Origin of the sequence: Paenibacillus sp. ClWae2A, from assembly GCF_032452295.1 — a bacterium.
Classification (GTDB): domain Bacteria; phylum Bacillota; class Bacilli; order Paenibacillales; family Paenibacillaceae; genus Paenibacillus.
Genome location: NZ_JAULSQ010000013.1, coordinates 26,057 through 45,042 on the forward strand (window position 1 = coordinate 26,057; position 18,986 = coordinate 45,042).

Genomic DNA, 18,986 nt, shown 5'->3' on the forward strand with positions numbered 1-18,986 from the left:
CCATGCTGTCAGCAACCCGCACTGCCTCATACTGATGCGGCAGAGCTTCTACTGCATCAGATCTGTTCAGCACCACAGCGCGGGCACCATTTCGAACCTTTGGGCAGCTCGGCTGCACAAATCTGACAATTCACCATTTCGCGTGACACTTCGGTCTGTACGTCCACCGTGTTCACAATCGGGTTATTTTCTTTCCAGTAGCGGATGCGCTCGTCCAGCTCCTGCTGACGCTCACGTTCCCGTTGCATCTCTTCATCTCTGCGACGTTCCCACTCCGCATCAAACGCTTCCTTTTCTTCCTGGGTAAATTCCGTACTGTTATATTCCGATTCCGTTTCCAGATCCGCTATGGACGGAATGACCGTATGATACGGCTCGTCTTCCTCCAGTTCCAACTCAGGTGGCGCATCGTAAAAGTCCGGCTCTTCAGTTGGGGTCTGAGCTACAGCTGCCTCCTGTCTTGCGGCTGTGGTGGCTCCTGCGACTCCTGCTGCTCCTACTTTGGGCGCTGCTGTCTTGAGTTCGCCCAACTTCCGTCCGCATTTAGGGCAGAAGTTGGCATCCAGGGAAGCGACGTGTCCACACTCGCACAACCGTTCGTTCTTAAGTTGTGCAATCTTGTTGCGCAGACCATCAATCTCGTCCTGCAATTCGTCGCAGAGCTGCGACAGATCCACCATTTCTTTTTCCGCACGCGTCATATCCTGTGCCCGATAACCCTCATAGAAGATGCGACCCATATCTGTAAAATGGACTTCCTGTTCCTGTTGCAAGCCCACAATCTGGTTGTTCAGTTTCCCAATCTCAACGGCGTGCTGGGCACGCTCTGTTGCTTTGTTCGCTCCGTCTTTGATGCGCTGAAGCAGTTTCATGACCATTCCTCCTCTGTCCCGTCAAAACCAATATTATCATTTCTATTTAGTAGTAAATTAGCATATTACATCCTTCATGCAAAATGCTCAGGCATATAACTTATACGATATCATGCCAAAAAGTTGCGTAATCTCGTGCAGGTGCCCGTTTTATACCGATACTGGATGAAATCGGGGGCTTTCGTCAAGACCATACGTTCGGGTATAATGAAGCTTTGACCATACTTAACCGCCTGATTAGGCGACTAACTCTATCATACCAATTTACAATGCGATTGTGAAAAGGGCAAATGGTTTACTTTTAACCGGGATAGTCCTATCCCTGAATGCATACAGAGGTGGATGAAACATGTTAAGTCCGAACTCAACGTTCTACCCCCGTCCGCTCGGGGTTACCCCGGCGGCGTCCCTGCCCCAGTCCCCGTCTGCTCCGCTGGAGACCAGTCGGCAACTCGTGGGCAATGAGCAGCAGGATGCCTTTTATTTTCGTTCTCTTGAAGAGGCAGGCATCAAGTTAAACGCACCACAAATCTCGGCAGTCCGTCACGGCAAAGGACCGATTCTGACGCTCGCCGGAGCCGGTTGTGGCAAAACCACTGTGCTGGCTGCAAGAGCCGGTTACCTCATAGAGGTCAGCGGTGTACATGCTGGCAGTATCCTGTTGGTGACGTTCACGAACAAGGCCGCCACCGAGATGAAAGACCGGATCGCGGCTTTGCCAGGTATACGCCCGGCAGCCGCGAGAGCCGTGCAGGCTCGTACCTTTCACTCTTTTGCCCTGACATTATTGCGTCATTACGGTGTGCAGGAAGAGATCTTTGGCGAGTCGCGGGCTCAGCATACGGTGCTGAAGATGCTTCTTCGCCAAAATGGCATGAGTGAAGCCTTCCAGCCTGAAAGTCTGCTGGCCATGCTGTCCGCATGGAAGATGCAAGGATCGGAAACAACCGACCTGCCTGAAAAATCGCAGGAAGAACGCGATGCCAAGCGTGTTCTGCTTGGTTACGAAGCCTGGAAGCAGGATCGGGGCAAAATGGATTTTGATGATATTTTACTGCGGGCAGCCGCCCTGCTTCGTGACCCTGCTGTTCTGGGGCCGCTTCAGAAGCGTTTCCAGTATATTATGGTGGATGAGTTCCAGGATACCAACCACCTACAGTATGAAATTGTGCAAAAACTGGCTTCCGCTCACCGCAACCTGATGGTTGTGGGAGACGATGACCAGACGATCTATACCTTTAATGGCGCACGCCAGGAATCGATTTTGGAATTCGATAAAGTATACCCCGGTGCACGCATCGTGACGCTGGATATTAATTATCGTAGTGATGCACGCATTCTGGGACTCGGAAGTGAACTGGTCGCTCGTAATAAACGCAGACGTGACAAACGGCTACGTGCCGCCGGAAACCGTGGAGATGCGCCTCGCTTCGCCACACCTTCCAATGCAGAGGAAGAAGCAGCGTGGGTCGTGAATCAGCTGTGCCAACAGGTTGAAGAAGGACAACACACCTATCGTGATATTGCGATTCTTCACCGGACAGCCAGCAGCAGCCGGGCTGTATTCGAGCAGCTTGTGTTGAAAGATGTGCCTTTTGTACAGCATGGTGCTTCCCCGGTGTTCTATGACCAGTCTCTCATCAGACCCCTGATGGATCATTTGCGTCTGTCTCTTGATCCACGTGCCATGGATGCTCTCCCAAGTGCACTGGGACCGCTCTATGTATCACGGGATGCTGGCCTGGAATGGATTCAGCGCTGTGAACAACAACAGGCGAAGAAATATCCGCTCATTCATCTGGTGAAATGGGACAAGCTGAAACCGTTCCAGCAGGAACAGGTCAAAGAACGCATCAAGCTGATCAAATCACTGCACAAACTAAAGCCCATCATCGCCATTCAGGAGATGCGCAGGCAGTTCTACGACAAGTATATGGAAAGTGGTGACCCCAGCATCTTCACCCATTATAAGGAAACGATGCTGGAAACTCTGGATGAATTCGAAGCTGCCGTCAAAAAATTCGAAACAGTGGAAGAGTTCATTCAATTCGCGGATGAACTCTCCCGCAGACACCGCGAGATGGAATCTCTACGCCGCGCACAGGATAGTGATGCAGTGCAACTTATGACGATCCACCGGGCCAAAGGACTGGAGTTCCCTTGTGTGTACTGGATCGGAGCCAGTGAAGGCATTGTGCCTCACAGTACAGCACTGCGTCAGGATATCCCCGAGGATCAGAAAGCTGCGCTTGCTGTGCAGCAGACAGACGCGGAGCTGGACATGGCGCTCGAGGAAGAACGTAGACTCGCCTACGTTGCCATCACACGGGCCAAGCAGTACTTGTATGTCACCTCACCAGCGAGTCATCACGGAAAGCCAGCGGATGTGTCCCGTTTCCTGCTTGAAGCCTTCGGCATGGAAGTTCCGGACAAACGTAAACCTCGTGAGGAGAGCCGTACGAGTAGCCAACCTTCATATGGCAAAGGAAATGGACAGTATACCCGCTCGGGCTCGGGTGCCCGTTCTGAAGGTCGGGATGTGGCACAACGCCGAGCAATCAGCCACAGTGACCGTCGTGACTACGAGGTCCATAACGAACGTGATGAGGATCGCCTCGGTGAACGGCGTGGTAGTGGGGAGATTCGCAACCATAAGGCATTCAGTACCACAGGTGTGAGTCCAACAGCTGCGAGTTCCTCCAGTTCACATTCGCACACTTCAGGTTCAGGTAATGCTGAGCGTACGGAGACCGTTGCGGTATGGAAGTGCAGTTCATCCACCTGTAAAGCGTGGCTAAGACAGAAGCCGGCTGTGCCTTCTTCAAAAACAAACAAGAAGGCTTCATCAGGCCCTCCCGCCTGTCCCCTGTGTTCAGGATCGATGGAGGCCGGCACCCGCCAGGTTCCCGTAACGGGGAGATTTGGGAAATAAACGATACGGGATACAGTTATGGCTCGTTTCAGGGCGCTTTTTGCTGTTTATTAACAGTAGAAGCGTCTTTTTTCCATTTCAGAATGGGGGTTGGATTATGCAGGACGACAAACAACATCTGTATGTATCGGTAACTCATAACCTGATTGAACGAACAAAGAACGAATCTACACCCTTTGAAGTGTTGGTGGATGACGGGCAGTTGGGCCGATTGAAAGATCTGATGAAGGTGCTGGAGGATGACGATGCCTATACCTTGCAACGGGCGCCGGTACCCTACAAGTCGGCAGATCATGATGAGGCAACAGAGCAATTTTCGCATGGCATGACCTTGCTGTATACTTTTCTGTATGACCATGGCACGCCGGATACCCGGCAGGCGATTGAGAGCATGAACGTGCTTCCAAGGCTGCAGGATACGGATTACGATGACCCTGGGTACGAGAATTCACCACTGAATAAATGACCTGATGCCAAAAAGCATGCGTAGCCGCAGATCACGCGGAAGACGCATGCTTTTTAAATATGATGAAGGACAACCGCCATGTAAAATGGACTCAATCCAAACGAATCTCCTGCCCTTTCTCAGCGGATTCGTAGATTCCGCACAGCATGCGTGTGGAAGCCACCCCATCTGCAATTGGGCTGATCGGCTCTGTACCGTTCAGGCAGCAATCCACAAAGTGGTCGATCTGGTTCTGGAATGCACTATGAATATGGAGACCCGTATTGTCCGTCTGGGGTTCAATATTCAGGATGGTATTATTTTTCTCCGTGACGATCAATGTCTCAGGCTCCAGTTCGAATCCACCACGCTCCCCATATAATTTCACGGAAGATTCATCCCCGCGTGCATGCAGGGTAAAGCTCACATCCACCACCAGCGAAGCCCCGTTCTCAAACCGAATGAGTGCATTCGCCATATCTTCCACGTCATTCACAGCTGCGCTGTAGTCGGCTGCTTTGTAAAAAGAAAGATGTTCGATATGGGCACGATTGCCCAGCTTCCGATACGTATTACCACTGACTGAAACAGGCTTGGGCCTGCCCATGAGGTACCAACACTGGTCAATGATATGTACGCCCAGGTCAATCAGAGGACCACCGCCGGAACGGCTTTTGTCAGCGAACCAACCGCCTGGATTACCGTGACGCCGCAGAATAGAAGCTTTGGCATAATACAGTTCACCAAACTCCCCGGCATCAATGAATCTGCGCATCATCTGCATATTGTTATCATACCGACGCACAAATCCAACAATAAAGGTACGTCCGCTCTTCTTCACCGCTTCTTCAATCCGCAGTGCATCTTCCACATTGGTTGCCACCGGTTTCTCCAGCAATACATGCTTGCCTGCCTCCAGCGCAGCAATGGCAAATTCGGCGTGTGTATTGTTCCAGGTACAGATGCTGACGGCATCCACATGCGGGTCCTCTAGCATCTCCCGATAATCGGTGTATACGGATTGGGCATCGTACTTCTGTGCCGCAGCCTTAGCCCGCTCTTCGTTCAGATCACAGATGGCATAGATGACGGCATCCTCGTTTTTGGCATAACACCTCATATGAAGATCCGAGATTGATCCTGTACCGATCATTCCGATGTGTAACATTTGTTTCGTGCTCATCATCGTCCTCCCTTCCTTTTCCACAACTTCCACAACATCATTATCGTCTAGTCTGCCCGCAGCATGCCTTCGTAAATACCCGGCGTTGAATTTTCAATCTTCACGGCACCCAGCGTCCTGGCATAGAAATCCACAGGTCCGGCTGATCCGATAATCGCATACCCGTAACCGTCCGCCTTCATCGCATGCATACAGGCCAGTAACAGGGCTGTTCCTACACCTTTGCCCCGTGCATCCTGGCTCACACCTGTCGGTCCGAAGAAGTTGCGACATGTTGCTTCGTAACAGGCAAATCCAATCATTTTCCCATGCTCAACCGCAATATAACAGGACACCGGCTGACGTGCAAAAGCGACCTCACATTCATCCACCCAAGCCTGGCTAAAATGTGACCTCACCCAATCCAGTACAAGCTGTTTCTCTGGGGCAATGGCTCTTCGAATCACAATGGAGGATTCCTCCAGCGTTCTCAGTCCACTCTCTTGCTCCGGTAAACGATAGAGCGCTACTAACATATCACTCATCTAATCGGTTCCTCCTCGTACTTGAATGTGAAATAGGACAAAGGTTTGGCCACTTACCTGAAATTAACCTGATCCTGCTGCGGATAACCTGCAATACAAGCGATATTTCAAATCTAAACTACCATACCGCTTACATTCATTGCATTTTAACTGCAACACTGAGACGATTTGTCCCGTCTATTAACTTGGAGCGCGGCCCTAAGGAAGATTTTACCGCGACAGTACACAGATTAGAAGGGATGAATATTGATGAACAACAACATGAAAAAAGTAAGTGCACTGATGGCCCTATCCATGGCATTGGGTGGTGGAGCCGCTTATGCAGCAACACTGGACAACACACAACCAGTCCATCAAACATCCGTTTCAGCAGATAGTAACGCAGTGAGTGCAGTAAACGTATCCGTGAATGGTGCATCCATCTCCGATGGTTATTGGAACAAGGATGGCAAAGTAGCCATGATCCCGCTGCGTGATCTTACCGACGCACTAGGTATTGAACTGGAATGGAATAAAGAAACTAAAACTGCAGAGCTGACTCGTGGGGCTCTCTGGACACAAGTAATTACAGGCAAGGATCAATATTCCGTGAATAAAATGCTGCTCACGCTGGGCACAGCGCCCGAAATCACAGGCGGCAAATTGTATGTACCGGCTTCTTTTGCTGAAAAAGCACTGCATGGACAAGTGAACACAACAGGAAATCAGGTGACTATCTCTAGTGAAGAGGACGTGAAGACGGTTACTGAACGTGGTGTAATTACCAGAATCTCGAACCAAGATAAATATAAGTCCATCCAGATTGGCGGTGCAGGGTTGGATGGCATCGTGCTCAATCTGAGCGATGAGACGAAATTCATCTCAACAGAAGGGAAAGAGATTGCACTGACTGATCTGGCCATTGGCATGAACGTGGAAGCTGAGCATTCTCTGATCACCACCCGCAGTCTGCCACCACAAACGCCTACCTATAAAGTCACTGTGCTGGATGACGCTGCGGAATCACAATTGAAAGAGGTTCTGGGGACGGCTGGTACGATTGAAAATGTAACAACAGCTGAAGGCAGCATCTCACAGATTGAGATTACAGGTACACGGTTAACAGAAACAGCTCCCGACCATGTCGTGCTAAACATTGCTAAAGACACGCTGATCGTGAACCACGAAGGCGAGACGGTGAAAGCTGAAGAACTGACCAAAGGCGCTAAAGTCATTGGGTTCTACAGCCCTATGCTGACACGCAGCCTGCCTCCAATCGGAACAGCTTGGAAAGTGGTTGTTGAAACACCTGCAGCAGAGCTGGAAGCGAAATAAATCGACTAGAAAACGCGACGGGTTGAGACACATAGTATATGTGGGTGCAAACCGCTTGCATCTCTTGGCGCGGTGTCATGAGTGTGGCGCATCATAAATGACCAGCCATCCGCATGTATCTCCTGGAGCGCGGTGTAATGAGTTTGGCGCATCAAGAGCTCAGCCGTGCTTCTAGGCGACGACGTCAATTCAAAAAAACCTTATCCGCTTGTCTTCTGACAGGCATGGGTAAGGTTATTTTTTGGGTTTGTTGGTTTGTTGGTTTTTAGTTTTTTAGTTTTTTAGTTTTTTAGTTTTTTAGAGCGTGTCTTCAAACTTGCTCCAAAACGAAGCGTATCTGAATTTTTTCGGAGCAGACATGCGCGACATGAGTTGCATACGACATGTGGTTGCATACTGAATGTAAGAGCAATTGATTTAGCGCTAACGAATCTGAGGCGTCTTATTCAAGGCTTTGAAGCGCCAGAAATCTAAGGAATCTGAGAGACGCTATATCAGAATAAACAGCTGTTTACAGCGTTTTTATCAGAGGAATTCGAGAAATAACGGGTCTGGTGTTCTTTTCATTTTAAAAAGAGGACCTGAGGGCCAAATAAGACGTCATGAGTTCCTTAGAAAATTTTCTGGATACTCGCCAGATCACTCGGCTTGGACTTCATCTTCAACAATTGCTTCCACTTCAATCTCAACCATCAACAAGGGATCAATGAGTGCGCTAACTTCAACCATGGTGGCTACAGGCTGGATCTGTCCAAAATATTCACCGTGGGCCTTGCCAACTTCCTCCCACCTGGAGATATCGGTCACAAACATTCGGGTTCTAACCACATGCGACATGTTAGCCCCCAACTCTTTCAGTGCATTCTCGATTGTCTGCAAAATGAACCTTGTCTGTGCATACGGATCACCTGCCCCCACGACTACACCATCTTGCATCGCGGTTGTACCCGCCACTTCAATTCGGTTCCCTACACGAATGGCACGGCAATATCCCACCAACGGTTCCCATGGGGAGCCTGTAAATACCTGCTGTCTACTCATTCTCTCGTCCCTCGCTTTGGTTGAATTTATATCTAAATGGATTAAACATGAATTATATCAGTCCCCCATCATCTCAGACAATGGAATGAAGCTTAATTCTATCTTAATTCCATTACCATTTTGCACAGAAAAAAAATCCCCTGAATGACTGCCCATTGGTTAGATCAAGGACGGTTCATTCGGGGATTTTATGAGAATTAGTATCTTTTCTTTAAGGAGAAAGCATCCGCATTACAACTTGATATTAGCCTCATCGAAGTATTCTTCAAGAGTTAACCCACTCTTCGCCACATCCGGTGCCAAATCTGTACCGATGTACCGGATATGCCAAGGCTCATAGACGTAACCTGTGGTATCTTCTTCACCTTTCAGATAACGGATGACATATCCATATTCTGCAGCGTGTTCAGCCAACCACTCGCCTTCCTTCGAGGTGCCGAATACCTCTTCCAGCACATTGCCTACACTCGGGCTGGATACATCAATGGCAAGACCGGTCTGATGTTCGCTTCGGCCTGGAACAGAACTCACACGATCTGTGTATTCTTGACCTTTGGTTTTGACATTATTGTTATAGATAGATACCTGACGCTGATATGAACGATAACCGGACACCGCACGAAGCTCAATGCCATCCGCCTTTGCACCTGCAAACAACTTTTCCAGTGCCTCCGCCGCTTCCTTGCGCATATGCCGCTTCTCGTGAGGTTCGTCGAAGGAGAACGGTACATTCGGCTCTACCAGATCATCCGGCTCGTAACCGTCAGGCAGACTACGTTGTTTGTTCACAATGACGGTCATAGACTCCGCATTGGTCACCACAGATTGTGCATCAATTGTTGTTTGCAGGGCGCTGATACTGCGTTTCTCCAACAATGGATCTTCCGCTGTCGCCCCGTTACCATCGTCTGAAGAACCCTGCCCTTCGCCCGCTGAAGCATTCCCAGACTCGCTATCCGTCCCTTCACCGCTGTTGCCAGAAGATGATGTGTCCTCCCCGCCAGCATTGTCGCCGTTCGTTCCTTTATCCTCCGTAAAATGAACCGTTGTGCCGTCCGACTCCTGTTGTGTGTTACCTGTTCCATTCGGATTCTGGCTTTCCTCTGTGCCTGAACCGTTCTGGCACGCGGCAAGCAATGCTCCGCATATCATCAATGAGGACAGCATAACCACGATGCGGCGCTGTCTTCCTGTATGTGATTTCATGTAAAAACTCCTATCGCAATAATATAAATGTCATATAGTTCTCTGCGTGTAATGTTCCCTGCGACAGTATACCTTAATTGGGAGCGAAGCTCCACCGGTAAAGACGTCCTTTAGAAGAGATCCGAATGAACATATGCGGGCTGTACAGCTTGTATGATCGTTTTTTGGACTTTTAGAGTAACATCCTTGTTCTGTACACAATAGAGGTGAAAAGGATATTCCTTCATATATCCAACAAGTGATTATACCGAACTGCATTTTACTAACTAATGAGCATTTTTAGATAAAGGCAAAGAGCAGATTGTACCCGGAATAGAATTGAATAATGCAACATGCTGCAATAAAAACAAGCAGGGGTGATCTAAGATCTCCCCCGCTCTGATGGGTGCATCATTTGGTTGCCGGGCTGTCCGTCTTCTTCTGGACAGCCTGCCACATCCGCGCGGCTACACGCTCGCGGATCAAATCCAGCCCTGCGGTGGCCGGCACGCCCGGCAGCAGCGCCGTCAGCTCCGGCAAGGCCGGCGGCTTGCCCGGCTGCGCGAGGCGCACCTCAACGGCGCCAAACCCCGGCCCCGGCTGGTGCATGGCGCCGTCCGCGGCGGCCTCGGCGATCCACTCGCCGACGGCTGCGCCGCCTTCGCCGCCCCGCACCTGCGGGCGGCCAGCCGTTTCCGCTGCGCGGCCTGGGCCGCTGGGATCATGGGCGAGTTCCTCCGCCCATGCCCCCAGCACGCCGGCGAGCAGCGCTTCGCGCGGCAGGCCGGCGTGCGCCAGCTGCAGCAGCGGCTCGACCGCGAGGCGCGCGGCTACGGCGCGCTCAGCGGCCGCGGCATGCGCGCAGCCCGGGCGGCCGCAGGTGCACGCCACGGCCGCGCTGGTCGTGGCTGCGCCTGGGGAGCCCTCGGGCGCATGCGCAGCCGGCAGCAGCCCGGCGAGCTCCTCGGACGCCGGGACGCCGCGCAGCAGGGCGTACAGCGTCAGCGGGCGCTTGCGCAACTGAGCCAGCACAGCCTCGCGCTGCGCTTCGCTCAGTGGCGCCGGCGTTCCCGTGACCGTGAACATGCCTGCGGCTGATCCGGTCTTGCCCTCAGCAGCGGAAGTGGAAACGGAAACTTCCTGGTCCACATCCGCTGCTGTATTTACTTCTGCTGTCCATCTACCGGGGGACATATGCAGCTCGATCTTCCATTTTTCGCTCACAACAATCCCCCTTTCTCACCATCTATATTCCATTGAATGTTCAAGGTCACAGCCACGTCTCACCCTGAAGAGAAATCAGGCCACGCAACTCATCATCCGACATCTCGGTAAGCCAATTCTCACCCGAACCAACGACCTGCTCGGAGAGTGCCTTCTTGCTTTCGATCAGCTCATCAATCCGTTCCTCCAGCGTTCCCTGACAGATCAACTTATGCACCTGCACGTTGCGATTCTGCCCGATTCGGAATACACGGTCCGTCGCCTGGTTCTCAACCGCGGGATTCCACCACCGATCATAGTGAACAACATGACTCGCCCGTGTCAGATTCAGACCCACACCTCCGGCACGAAGAGATAGAACAAACATGGACGGACCCTCTCCCTTTTGGAAAGTCTCCACCATATCATCCCTTTGCGCCTTCGACACACCACCATGCAGGAAATAAGGTTCTTCCTCATATCGCTGTTTCAACCTCGATACCAGCAGATCCCCCATAGCAACATACTGCGTGAAGATCAGAGCCGATTCCCCGTTATCACGGATGGCGTCCAGCAGTTCAAGCAATCGTTCCATCTTACCGGATGCCTCTGCCTTGCCGTGGTCTTTCCGATTGCTGTCCGCCAGCACCGGATGATCACAGATCTGCTTGAGCTTGGTCAGGGAGGACAGAACAATCCCCTTCCGGGCAATGCCATTTCTGCCGTCCAAACCACCCATCAGATCATCCACCACACGCTGGTACAACACTGTCTGCTCCGGCGTCAGGGAACAATAGGATTTCAGTTCAAGCTTCTCTGGCAGATCCTTGCGAATATCCGGATCACTTTTCAGCCTGCGCAGCATGAATGGAGATACCAGTCGATGAAGCTCACGCAAGGATGCTGCATTTTCCTCGGATGGCCCCAGTCCCGTATACCGCTGACGGAACGATGAAGCTGTGCCCAGATACCCCGGATTGAGAAACTGGAAAATCGACCAAAGTTCGCTCAATCGGTTCTCTACAGGCGTTCCCGTCATCGCAATACGATGAAGTGTAGACAGGCGCATTACGCTTTGCGCTTGTTTGGTACGGTAGTTCTTAATATATTGAGCCTCATCCAGCACAATGGTGGACCAGTGCAGCGAAGCCAGATCCGGGCCATCTCTGCCTGCCAGATGATAGGTCGTCAGTACAATGTCATGCGTCTGCGCTTCTGCCTGAAAATCATTCCCGTGCAACCGTTGACCGCCATGATGAATATACAGCGACAGATCCGGGGCAAATCGCTTCAGCTCACGCTGCCAGTTTCCGAGCAGCGAGGTAGGACACACAATAAGTGCAGGCAGATGAACAGGCTGCTCATTCGTGTGCTGATCCGCCGGGAAAGAATCATCTGATCCATTCAACAGCTCATTCTCACGGGCTTCCTCTTCAGCCGCTTGGCGTTCCTCGTGTTTGCGGTCCAGCAGACAGGTAATTACCTGAATCGTCTTCCCAAGTCCCATATCGTCCGCAAGACATACGCCAAAGCCCAACTCACGCATCGCGGATAACCATTGGTAGCCTCGTTCCTGATAAGGTCTTAGTTCACCATGCAATTCTGCCGGAACCTGACGAGGCTCAATGCTGCGAAGCACCTGTCCATCGAGCAGAAAAGCAAGCATCCCATCAGATTCGGCACCAAAGACGGAGAGACCCTTCCATGCGGAATCCTCCCCTTCATCCGCTGCCAGATGCAGCCATTCGGAGAGAGGCATATATTGTTCTTCTTCTTTTTTCATATAACGCAGAACTTGGCGAATCTCTTTTGTATCCACTTCAATCCATTCACCACGGAACATAACATACGGAACTGTGGATTCAGCCAGTGCTGCCAGTTCCTCCGCTGTGACCGGTTTCCCATCCAACATAGGCTCCGCTTTGAAAGCAACCAATTGTTCCATGCCCAGTGCCGATGTGGCTCCAGGCAACCGCTCTGTTCCCCGATTCAACATCTGCAGACGCAGTCCCGCACGACGTTTCCCGGCACGACTCCACCTTGAAGGCATGAGAACGGTTATCCCGGCCTTCTGCAAACGTGGGACCGCATGCGTGAGAAATTCGAAGAACCCCTGCTGCTCCAGCTTAATTTCCTCCGGACGAGCGGTAAGCAGCGCCGTCTCCAGTTCAGGTGCCAGTTCTGCTGCTTGCCCGAGTGCCATCAATAATTGCTCTGCCGCCGAGGTATATAACACCTTCCCCCGGTCCAGATCTCGCTCTGGATGTGCCCAGATAGTCCGTGCAGGCAACCTCAGGCTTGGTTCCTGCTCACTGTCCACCCAAAAGCTTATTCCCCAGATCGTTTCATGTTCGCCCAGTGGAGGCTCCAAGCGAAGCACCAGCTTCAATTGGCCTTCAGCAGGCGCCATCTCTTCTGCTCCCACGATTGGCATTGACGTTCCACCAACTTCTTGCAGCGTATGAATAAACGCTGTCATATCGTCCGTCGGCCCTTGCACCGTCACAGGGCGGAACATCGAGATCAGACTGTTCCACCAGAGTTCGGCTACTGGCGAAGATCCGCGTCGATATGGGGTGCGATAACGGGACAGTTCACTGTCCATGCCCTCCAGTTCACTTGTCACTACAGCATGAATCATGCCACTCATGAATGAAAATAATACCGCAGCCCCTGCTTCTTCACGCGTTTCCGGTTCCAATGAAGCATAAGCTCCAGGAGCAGAAAGTCCAATCGGAGGCATCGCTTCAGCAAGATCGCGGAAGCGTTCGATGTCCTCCTCCTGCTGCAAGCGTGGCCGCCATACACCTGTCAATGTCTCTTGCCCGGTCCGTCGCCGTGCTCCGGTCTTTGCTGCGAATTCAGCTGATGGAGCAATTGCTCCCCGCAACAGCAGCTCCTGTGTGAACTGCGCTGCTTTGATCCAGTAACGCATCTCTTCTCCAACCTGAATTCCGGCTGCATTTAACAAACGGTCATCCCATTGCAGCAGCAACCTGAAGGCATCCTTAGGCGAGACTGCCAATCCTTCCAATGTGCGCCCCAGCAGTTGACGCCGCTTCGTGTTCTTCGCTTCAGCCGTGTTCCTCAGCGGATTCGGCCAGCGCAGCTCCGCAAGACGCAGAGCGGCAGGCTGAAACAGACGACCCCCGTCGCCAAAATTCAACCTTCTTACCACGTGGCTCCATGCATCCACACGCGGTTCCGATGTTTCACCGGAAAAACAAAAAAATACGTCACCAAGCCATACTCCATACAGCGATTGCATCATTAAAGTCTCCCGTCATCCCTTCGCATTGTTACTCTCCATCATATACGAAAATGACCGGATTTAAAAACCTTTGCCCACAAAAAGTGGTTATTTCGAGGGTTTGCGGCACAAAAAAATGTCCCTTCTCCCGAAAAGCGGATGAGGAACATTTGGATAAACCGAAGGATAATACTGAATATTGAAAGAATTACGGAGCGTTATACTACTATGATCTGATCAAGCTGCCCAGTAATACATCCAGGTTCAAAATGCCTGCACGATGATCTTCACAGAACCCGATTTTGTCAAAAACGCCAAGCATGAAACGGCGGTGTTCCTCAGCTGGTTCCTCGAAACGATCGTAACTTACGACAGAATCGACCATATCGACGATCAGCGGTACAAATCCACCTTTGTAAGGCACCACAATAATACGTGTAGAAGAGGTATCCTCCTGGTCTGGCATACCTAACAATACACGAAGACTCACCACCGAAACGACCTTACCGTACAGCGAAGCAAAACCTCGGATCTCCGGGCTTCCAAATGGAACTGTTGTCACCTGCACCATTCTGATGATCTCATGAACTTCATCAATTCGTAGTGCAAAGATCTGGTCTCCTACCGAAAAATTAATATATTGCATTCCCTCGTCCATAGTTATCCCCATATCCTCTCATTCCGTATAATCAGATCATTATAAAATATAAAAACAAAACCACAAGAAGAGCACTTTATTTGGCTAAGTGACCTGCTTGTGGTTCGCATTCACCAAGACACCACAGGTACTTTCGTCCCATTAGATGTTACTTTGGTGTATCGGTTATTTTTGATCAAATGTTTAGGCTTCATATCAATTTTGCCAACTTCAACAGACGCTGCATTACGGTTGCTGTCCCCGCTCTGCTCAATTGCCCTGTTGTGGAGGGTGGTGGAAGTCAGTCGTTTTAATATTAAGAGTAAGTAAACCTGACATTCGATTGATGATTTTAAATTCGAAAAAAGACCAAAAATCGGCATAACGCTGATCTTTGGTCTTTTTTATCCCCATATATTATGGATCTGTTTCTATGTTTTCAAATACTTGGAACAAAAAAACGATATTCCTGTGGATAACTTGTTTCATTACTCCAAAATGACTGTTTTATCGAATGAAAACATGAGTTATACCTGATTTGTGGATAAGTTGTGCACATATTGCACACATGCTGTGGATATGTTTGGCATTTCATGTGGATATTCATTATTTTAATGTGGACATGTTGTGTATTTGTTTGTAAATCTGACGTAAAATCTGAATTTCTACTCCAGTTATCCATTACTCTGGACACGTTGTGGACATGCCCAATCCCCGTCAATGCAGTTTATTCAGTTATTCGACCAATTCACCCTGACGCATGATCAGCTTGTCGTCGATATACACATCCGGTTTTTGCACAACTGCATCAATATGCACACCCGCGGCAATTGTTCCACCAAATGTGTTATTGCTGCCAAAGGCTATATGAATTGTGCCATACACCTTCTCATCTTCCAGCACTACACCCGTGATTCGTGCCTTGTTATTGGTACCAATACCGAATTCGCCGAGAAAGCGACCATCGCCTTCGCCAAGTGTTGTGAGTAATTGAGCCCCATCTGGTCCTTCAGCTGACACCAATCGTCCTTCCTTAACGGTTAATAACATCGGTTCACGGAGTGCCCCGATTCCAGCTACGGAACCATCTACAACAATACTGCCCTCGCCCTTGCCCTCAATGGGAGCAATATAAGCTTCTCCTGACGGCAAGTTGCCCGATTCACCGGGGTTCAAATACATGCCTGTGCTTGGTACACCGTTACGATGCTCTATAGAAAAGGAAAGACTATGGCCCTGCTTCTCTATTCGCACATGGCGACCTGTGGTTAATAGAGCCGTTACCTTCTCGGTCAACGCCTTTACTTGCGAATATTCAGCTGTAATGGCACCGTTCACAAACATATCCTCTGTCATGCCGGGCATTGTTGCCACTCGGGTCCCTGAAGCAGCGGCTTGTTTGCGTGCCTGGGTATGTGTTAATGAATATTTCGTTACACACACGGCTACATCTGCTCGAATCATTGCTTCTGCAATCGGCGCCGGTGGCTCTTCTCCAGATCTGCTGCGTTCCTCCATGATTAACAGGACCGACTCAGCACCAAGTGCTTTTCCTGCCTCATAGATGGATTCAGCCAAATCCCGTTTCATATCGTCTGCAACAACCACCAGATTCTCTCCGCTGCGCAGTCCCAGACACTCGATTAGCACATTTTTACTGATTTCCACACGTTGCTTGCTCATACATTCATCTCTCCTGTCTTGGTTTCAGCTCTTCACAACTCGACTTGACCCTTTCGACAATTGGCACGGGATTCCTGCATTTCCAAACCTGAACTCACCTCAAGGTATCGGCCCATTCGGTGAGGATTGCAGCTGTTTCCTTATATTGAAACGTCGGAAAGTAATGTCCATAGGGTACATCTATCCGTTTGACCTGTGAGTTCATATCCAGGGGATAGTGATATTCCGGATCTTCCTTGGCCCATACAACTAATACATTCTTGGCGCGGTCATCAGCCCACTCTTTTATCCAGGACAAGGAGTTGACGCTTCCCTGCTTGCCGGAGTGGATCCACCGCAACAAATCCGCATGCGCTCCTGCAATGCGAGGCGATTGGAGACTGGAGCGTATTCTTTTGGCAATCGTATGATCCATACCTCTTTTGTCTTCTCCGCTGCTGTATTCACTGAACATTCGGTTCCAACCTTTCTCCGACCGGAGGCGAAGTAACGATCTCATCACACCTCTTGGCAAACGGGAAATCCCACTCAGCACATTCGGATTTGAATTATTGGCAACTGGCTGAAGCAAACCTAACCGAATGTCTGTCCGCCCGCTGCGCATCTGTGCCGCAGCTGCAATAGCTGCCCCTATCGAATGCCCTACCAGCTTCACCGGACCTTCAAACTCACCAAGAGCCGTATGCAGGGCATCCGCCTGACCTTCAAATGCTTCATCTCCCTGATGCACTGGGGACCGTCCGAATCCAGCGAGATCGATTAACCATACCGGGTTCCCTGTCCGGTCTCTAAGCTGTTGTCCTAACGGTAACATCTCATCTGCAGATTGGAGCAAACCATGCACAATAATCCAAGGCTCTCCCTCACCCTCCCAACCAAGCATAGCCATATTTCCACTTCGCGACCGAATATAATCTGTCGGAAAACCCTCAGGTAACGGCGTATACCGAAGACGATAGTCCAGATCGGCTGTAACCAGCGGAAGCTGTTCCCGGATGTCCGACCAGGATTGCCCCATACGTGTAAACAGAGCCTCCGTCTCTTCAACCGGGAATGACCTGTTGGTAATAAAAGCAACCGACTCCGCTGGAACACCACTGATGCGTGAACCACCTAATTTCATGATCCATTGAATCCATGGTAGTGGCACAGCCCCTTTGGGCTTGGGTACGTCCAATTGCTGTGCCAGAAGTTGCAGCAGTTCCTTCATATTGGGACTGTCTTCCTTCCGCGCCAATAGTGGATAGGTTCCTCCGACTGGAGCAACTTCCCTGGATAGAAAAACAAGCGTCTGTGCAACAATGTCATTCTCCACAAGCGGTAACCAATAGGATGAACCTCCCGGCACTACCGGCATAAGTCCTTTCTGAATCGCCTGAATGAGCAGCCCAATCCCACCCGTTTGCTGAGTTTCACCTGTGGGACGTGGTCCAACCACTGTACTCGGATTCACAACGGATAAGGGATAGTGATGCTGCTCTGCATGCTCACGAATATGCAGATCGGCATGAAACTTCATCTCTTCATACGCACTTTCATTGTTATCCACATGCTCAACCTGTAGATAATTCCCCTGTTCATTCCGCTCTCCATAAGGACTCATATAACCAACAACGTGGATAAAGTGTCTCAATCCGCGGGTATGGTGAATTTCTTGTGCAAGCTGGGCCACTTCTCTGGCCCCGTTCATAAATATCTGCTCGGCTACTTTTCGTTCCAAAGTGACGTCCATCGTTCCACCCGCATGTATGATCACATTCGCTTCAAGAGCACACTCCCGATCCGCTGCGGTAAGGCCAAGACCCGACATGGACAAATCACCTTTAATAAAGGTAATTCGGTCGATATCCTTCACTCCATAAGCCTTCAGCACAGTTCTGGCTCGCTGTTCCGAACGAACCAGCAAGAGCAATTGTGCGTCTCCCTGCGTGAGTTGTTTGACCGTTTCTTTGCCGATAAAACCTGTACTTCCTGTCATAAAAATGGTCGTGGCTGCAATATCAGACTCGCTTATTACCTGATTCATGTTTGTTGTATGTACATTCATTCTGTTACGGCCCCTTTTAGTACTATATAGTACTAGTTATATTCAAAAAAAGAGCTTCGATTAACGAAGCATCTGACAAAACGTACGTGCCGATTGTTCAATAATCCCAACATCACGGGCAGTTCCCGCTAGGATTAGTGAACCTTCCAATGCGGCAATAAACAACAACGCAGCCGGTCCCGGTTCGATTTCTTTGCGAAATTCACCGCGATCCAAACCTTGCTGAAACAACTTCTCCACCATAGGTCTAAGCTCACGAAAGAATCTGGATATGCTTTCCTTCACTTGGGGTGCACTGTCCGGTGTCTGCATATATAACGTAACAAAGGGACAGCTCCCTTCGTAATTTCGGCCCTCAATACCTGCCGACAGCAATGCCATGAATGAGTAGATACGCTCCTCCACTCCTCGTTCACGCTGACTGAGCAGCAGATACAGCTCCGACTCATACTGGGCAATCCAGTATTGTACCACGGCCTGGAGCAGTTCCTCCTTGTTTTTAAAATGATAATAAATATTCGACTTGGATACCCCACTCACTCGCACGACTTCATCCATGCTGACGTAGCTGTACCCCTGACGCAGAAATAATTGTGCCGCCACTTCAACTGCCTTAGTCCGGTTCACCGGATTGGAACTCTTGGATTTGGCAGGCCCCGTGTTCATTTTT

At 50.4% G+C, this 18,986-nt stretch carries 14 protein-coding genes; 3 read left to right on the forward strand and 11 right to left on the reverse strand.

Annotated features, from left to right (window positions below; all coding sequences use genetic code 11):
• Positions 1-56: 56 nt before the first annotated feature.
• On the reverse strand, positions 57-872 hold the full coding sequence (locus QVE09_RS26015; RefSeq protein WP_315939146.1) for a zinc ribbon domain-containing protein: 816 nt from the start codon (positions 870-872) through the stop codon (positions 57-59).
• A gap of 349 nt (positions 873-1,221) precedes the next feature.
• On the opposite strand from QVE09_RS26015, the gene QVE09_RS26020 reads away from it, so the two are divergent.
• Positions 1,222-3,804 carry a UvrD-helicase domain-containing protein gene (locus QVE09_RS26020; RefSeq protein WP_315939147.1) on the forward strand — a complete coding sequence of 861 codons (2,583 nt, stop codon included), beginning with the start codon at positions 1,222-1,224 and terminating at the stop codon, positions 3,802-3,804.
• Between the two features lie 97 nt (positions 3,805-3,901).
• Positions 3,902-4,270: a hypothetical protein gene (locus QVE09_RS26025; RefSeq protein ID WP_315939148.1), complete on the forward strand. Its 369-nt coding sequence runs from the start codon at positions 3,902-3,904 to the stop codon at positions 4,268-4,270.
• Between the two features lie 91 nt (positions 4,271-4,361).
• Here QVE09_RS26025 and QVE09_RS26030 read toward each other — a convergent pair whose 3' ends face one another.
• Positions 4,362-5,432 carry a Gfo/Idh/MocA family protein gene (locus QVE09_RS26030; protein ID WP_315939149.1) on the reverse strand — a complete coding sequence of 357 codons (1,071 nt, stop codon included), beginning with the start codon at positions 5,430-5,432 and terminating at the stop codon, positions 4,362-4,364.
• Positions 5,433-5,479: 47 nt separating this feature from the next.
• A complete protein-coding gene (locus tag QVE09_RS26035) occupies positions 5,480-5,956 on the reverse strand; it encodes a GNAT family N-acetyltransferase (protein WP_062837317.1) in 477 nt (158 codons plus the stop codon).
• Between the two features lie 249 nt (positions 5,957-6,205).
• Here QVE09_RS26035 and QVE09_RS26040 point away from each other — a divergent pair, with 249 nt between their 5' ends.
• Positions 6,206-7,270 carry a copper amine oxidase N-terminal domain-containing protein gene (locus tag QVE09_RS26040; protein ID WP_315939150.1) on the forward strand — a complete coding sequence of 355 codons (1,065 nt, stop codon included), beginning with the start codon at positions 6,206-6,208 and terminating at the stop codon, positions 7,268-7,270.
• 639 nt (positions 7,271-7,909) lie between these two features.
• Here QVE09_RS26040 and QVE09_RS26045 read toward each other — a convergent pair.
• The 8 genes from QVE09_RS26045 to QVE09_RS26080 all read right to left on the reverse strand — a co-directional run bounded on the left by QVE09_RS26045 (position 7,910) and on the right by QVE09_RS26080 (position 18,943).
• A complete protein-coding gene (locus tag QVE09_RS26045; protein ID WP_315939151.1) occupies positions 7,910-8,311 on the reverse strand; it encodes a RidA family protein in 402 nt (133 codons plus the stop codon).
• 231 nt (positions 8,312-8,542) lie between these two features.
• A complete protein-coding gene (locus QVE09_RS26050; protein ID WP_315939152.1) occupies positions 8,543-9,517 on the reverse strand; it encodes a M15 family metallopeptidase in 975 nt (324 codons plus the stop codon).
• A 390-nt stretch (positions 9,518-9,907) separates the two neighbouring features.
• A complete protein-coding gene (locus tag QVE09_RS26055; RefSeq protein ID WP_315939153.1) occupies positions 9,908-10,720 on the reverse strand; it encodes a hypothetical protein in 813 nt (270 codons plus the stop codon).
• A gap of 46 nt (positions 10,721-10,766) precedes the next feature.
• The gene (locus tag QVE09_RS26060; RefSeq protein ID WP_315939154.1) at positions 10,767-13,970 is read right to left on the reverse strand and encodes a DEAD/DEAH box helicase; all 3,204 of its coding nucleotides are present in this window, start codon (positions 13,968-13,970) and stop codon (positions 10,767-10,769) included.
• Between the two features lie 205 nt (positions 13,971-14,175).
• The gene (locus QVE09_RS26065) at positions 14,176-14,607 is read right to left on the reverse strand and encodes a chemotaxis protein CheW (protein WP_017690859.1); all 432 of its coding nucleotides are present in this window, start codon (positions 14,605-14,607) and stop codon (positions 14,176-14,178) included.
• A 714-nt stretch (positions 14,608-15,321) separates the two neighbouring features.
• On the reverse strand, positions 15,322-16,269 hold the full coding sequence (locus QVE09_RS26070; RefSeq protein WP_315939155.1) for an aminopeptidase: 948 nt from the start codon (positions 16,267-16,269) through the stop codon (positions 15,322-15,324).
• A 94-nt stretch (positions 16,270-16,363) separates the two neighbouring features.
• Complete coding sequence (locus QVE09_RS26075; RefSeq protein ID WP_315939156.1) at positions 16,364-18,316, reverse strand: alpha/beta fold hydrolase; 1,953 nt, start codon at positions 18,314-18,316, stop codon at positions 16,364-16,366.
• Between the two features lie 60 nt (positions 18,317-18,376).
• Positions 18,377-18,943 carry a TetR/AcrR family transcriptional regulator gene (locus tag QVE09_RS26080; protein WP_036607516.1) on the reverse strand — a complete coding sequence of 189 codons (567 nt, stop codon included), beginning with the start codon at positions 18,941-18,943 and terminating at the stop codon, positions 18,377-18,379.
• Positions 18,944-18,986: the final 43 nt, after the last annotated feature.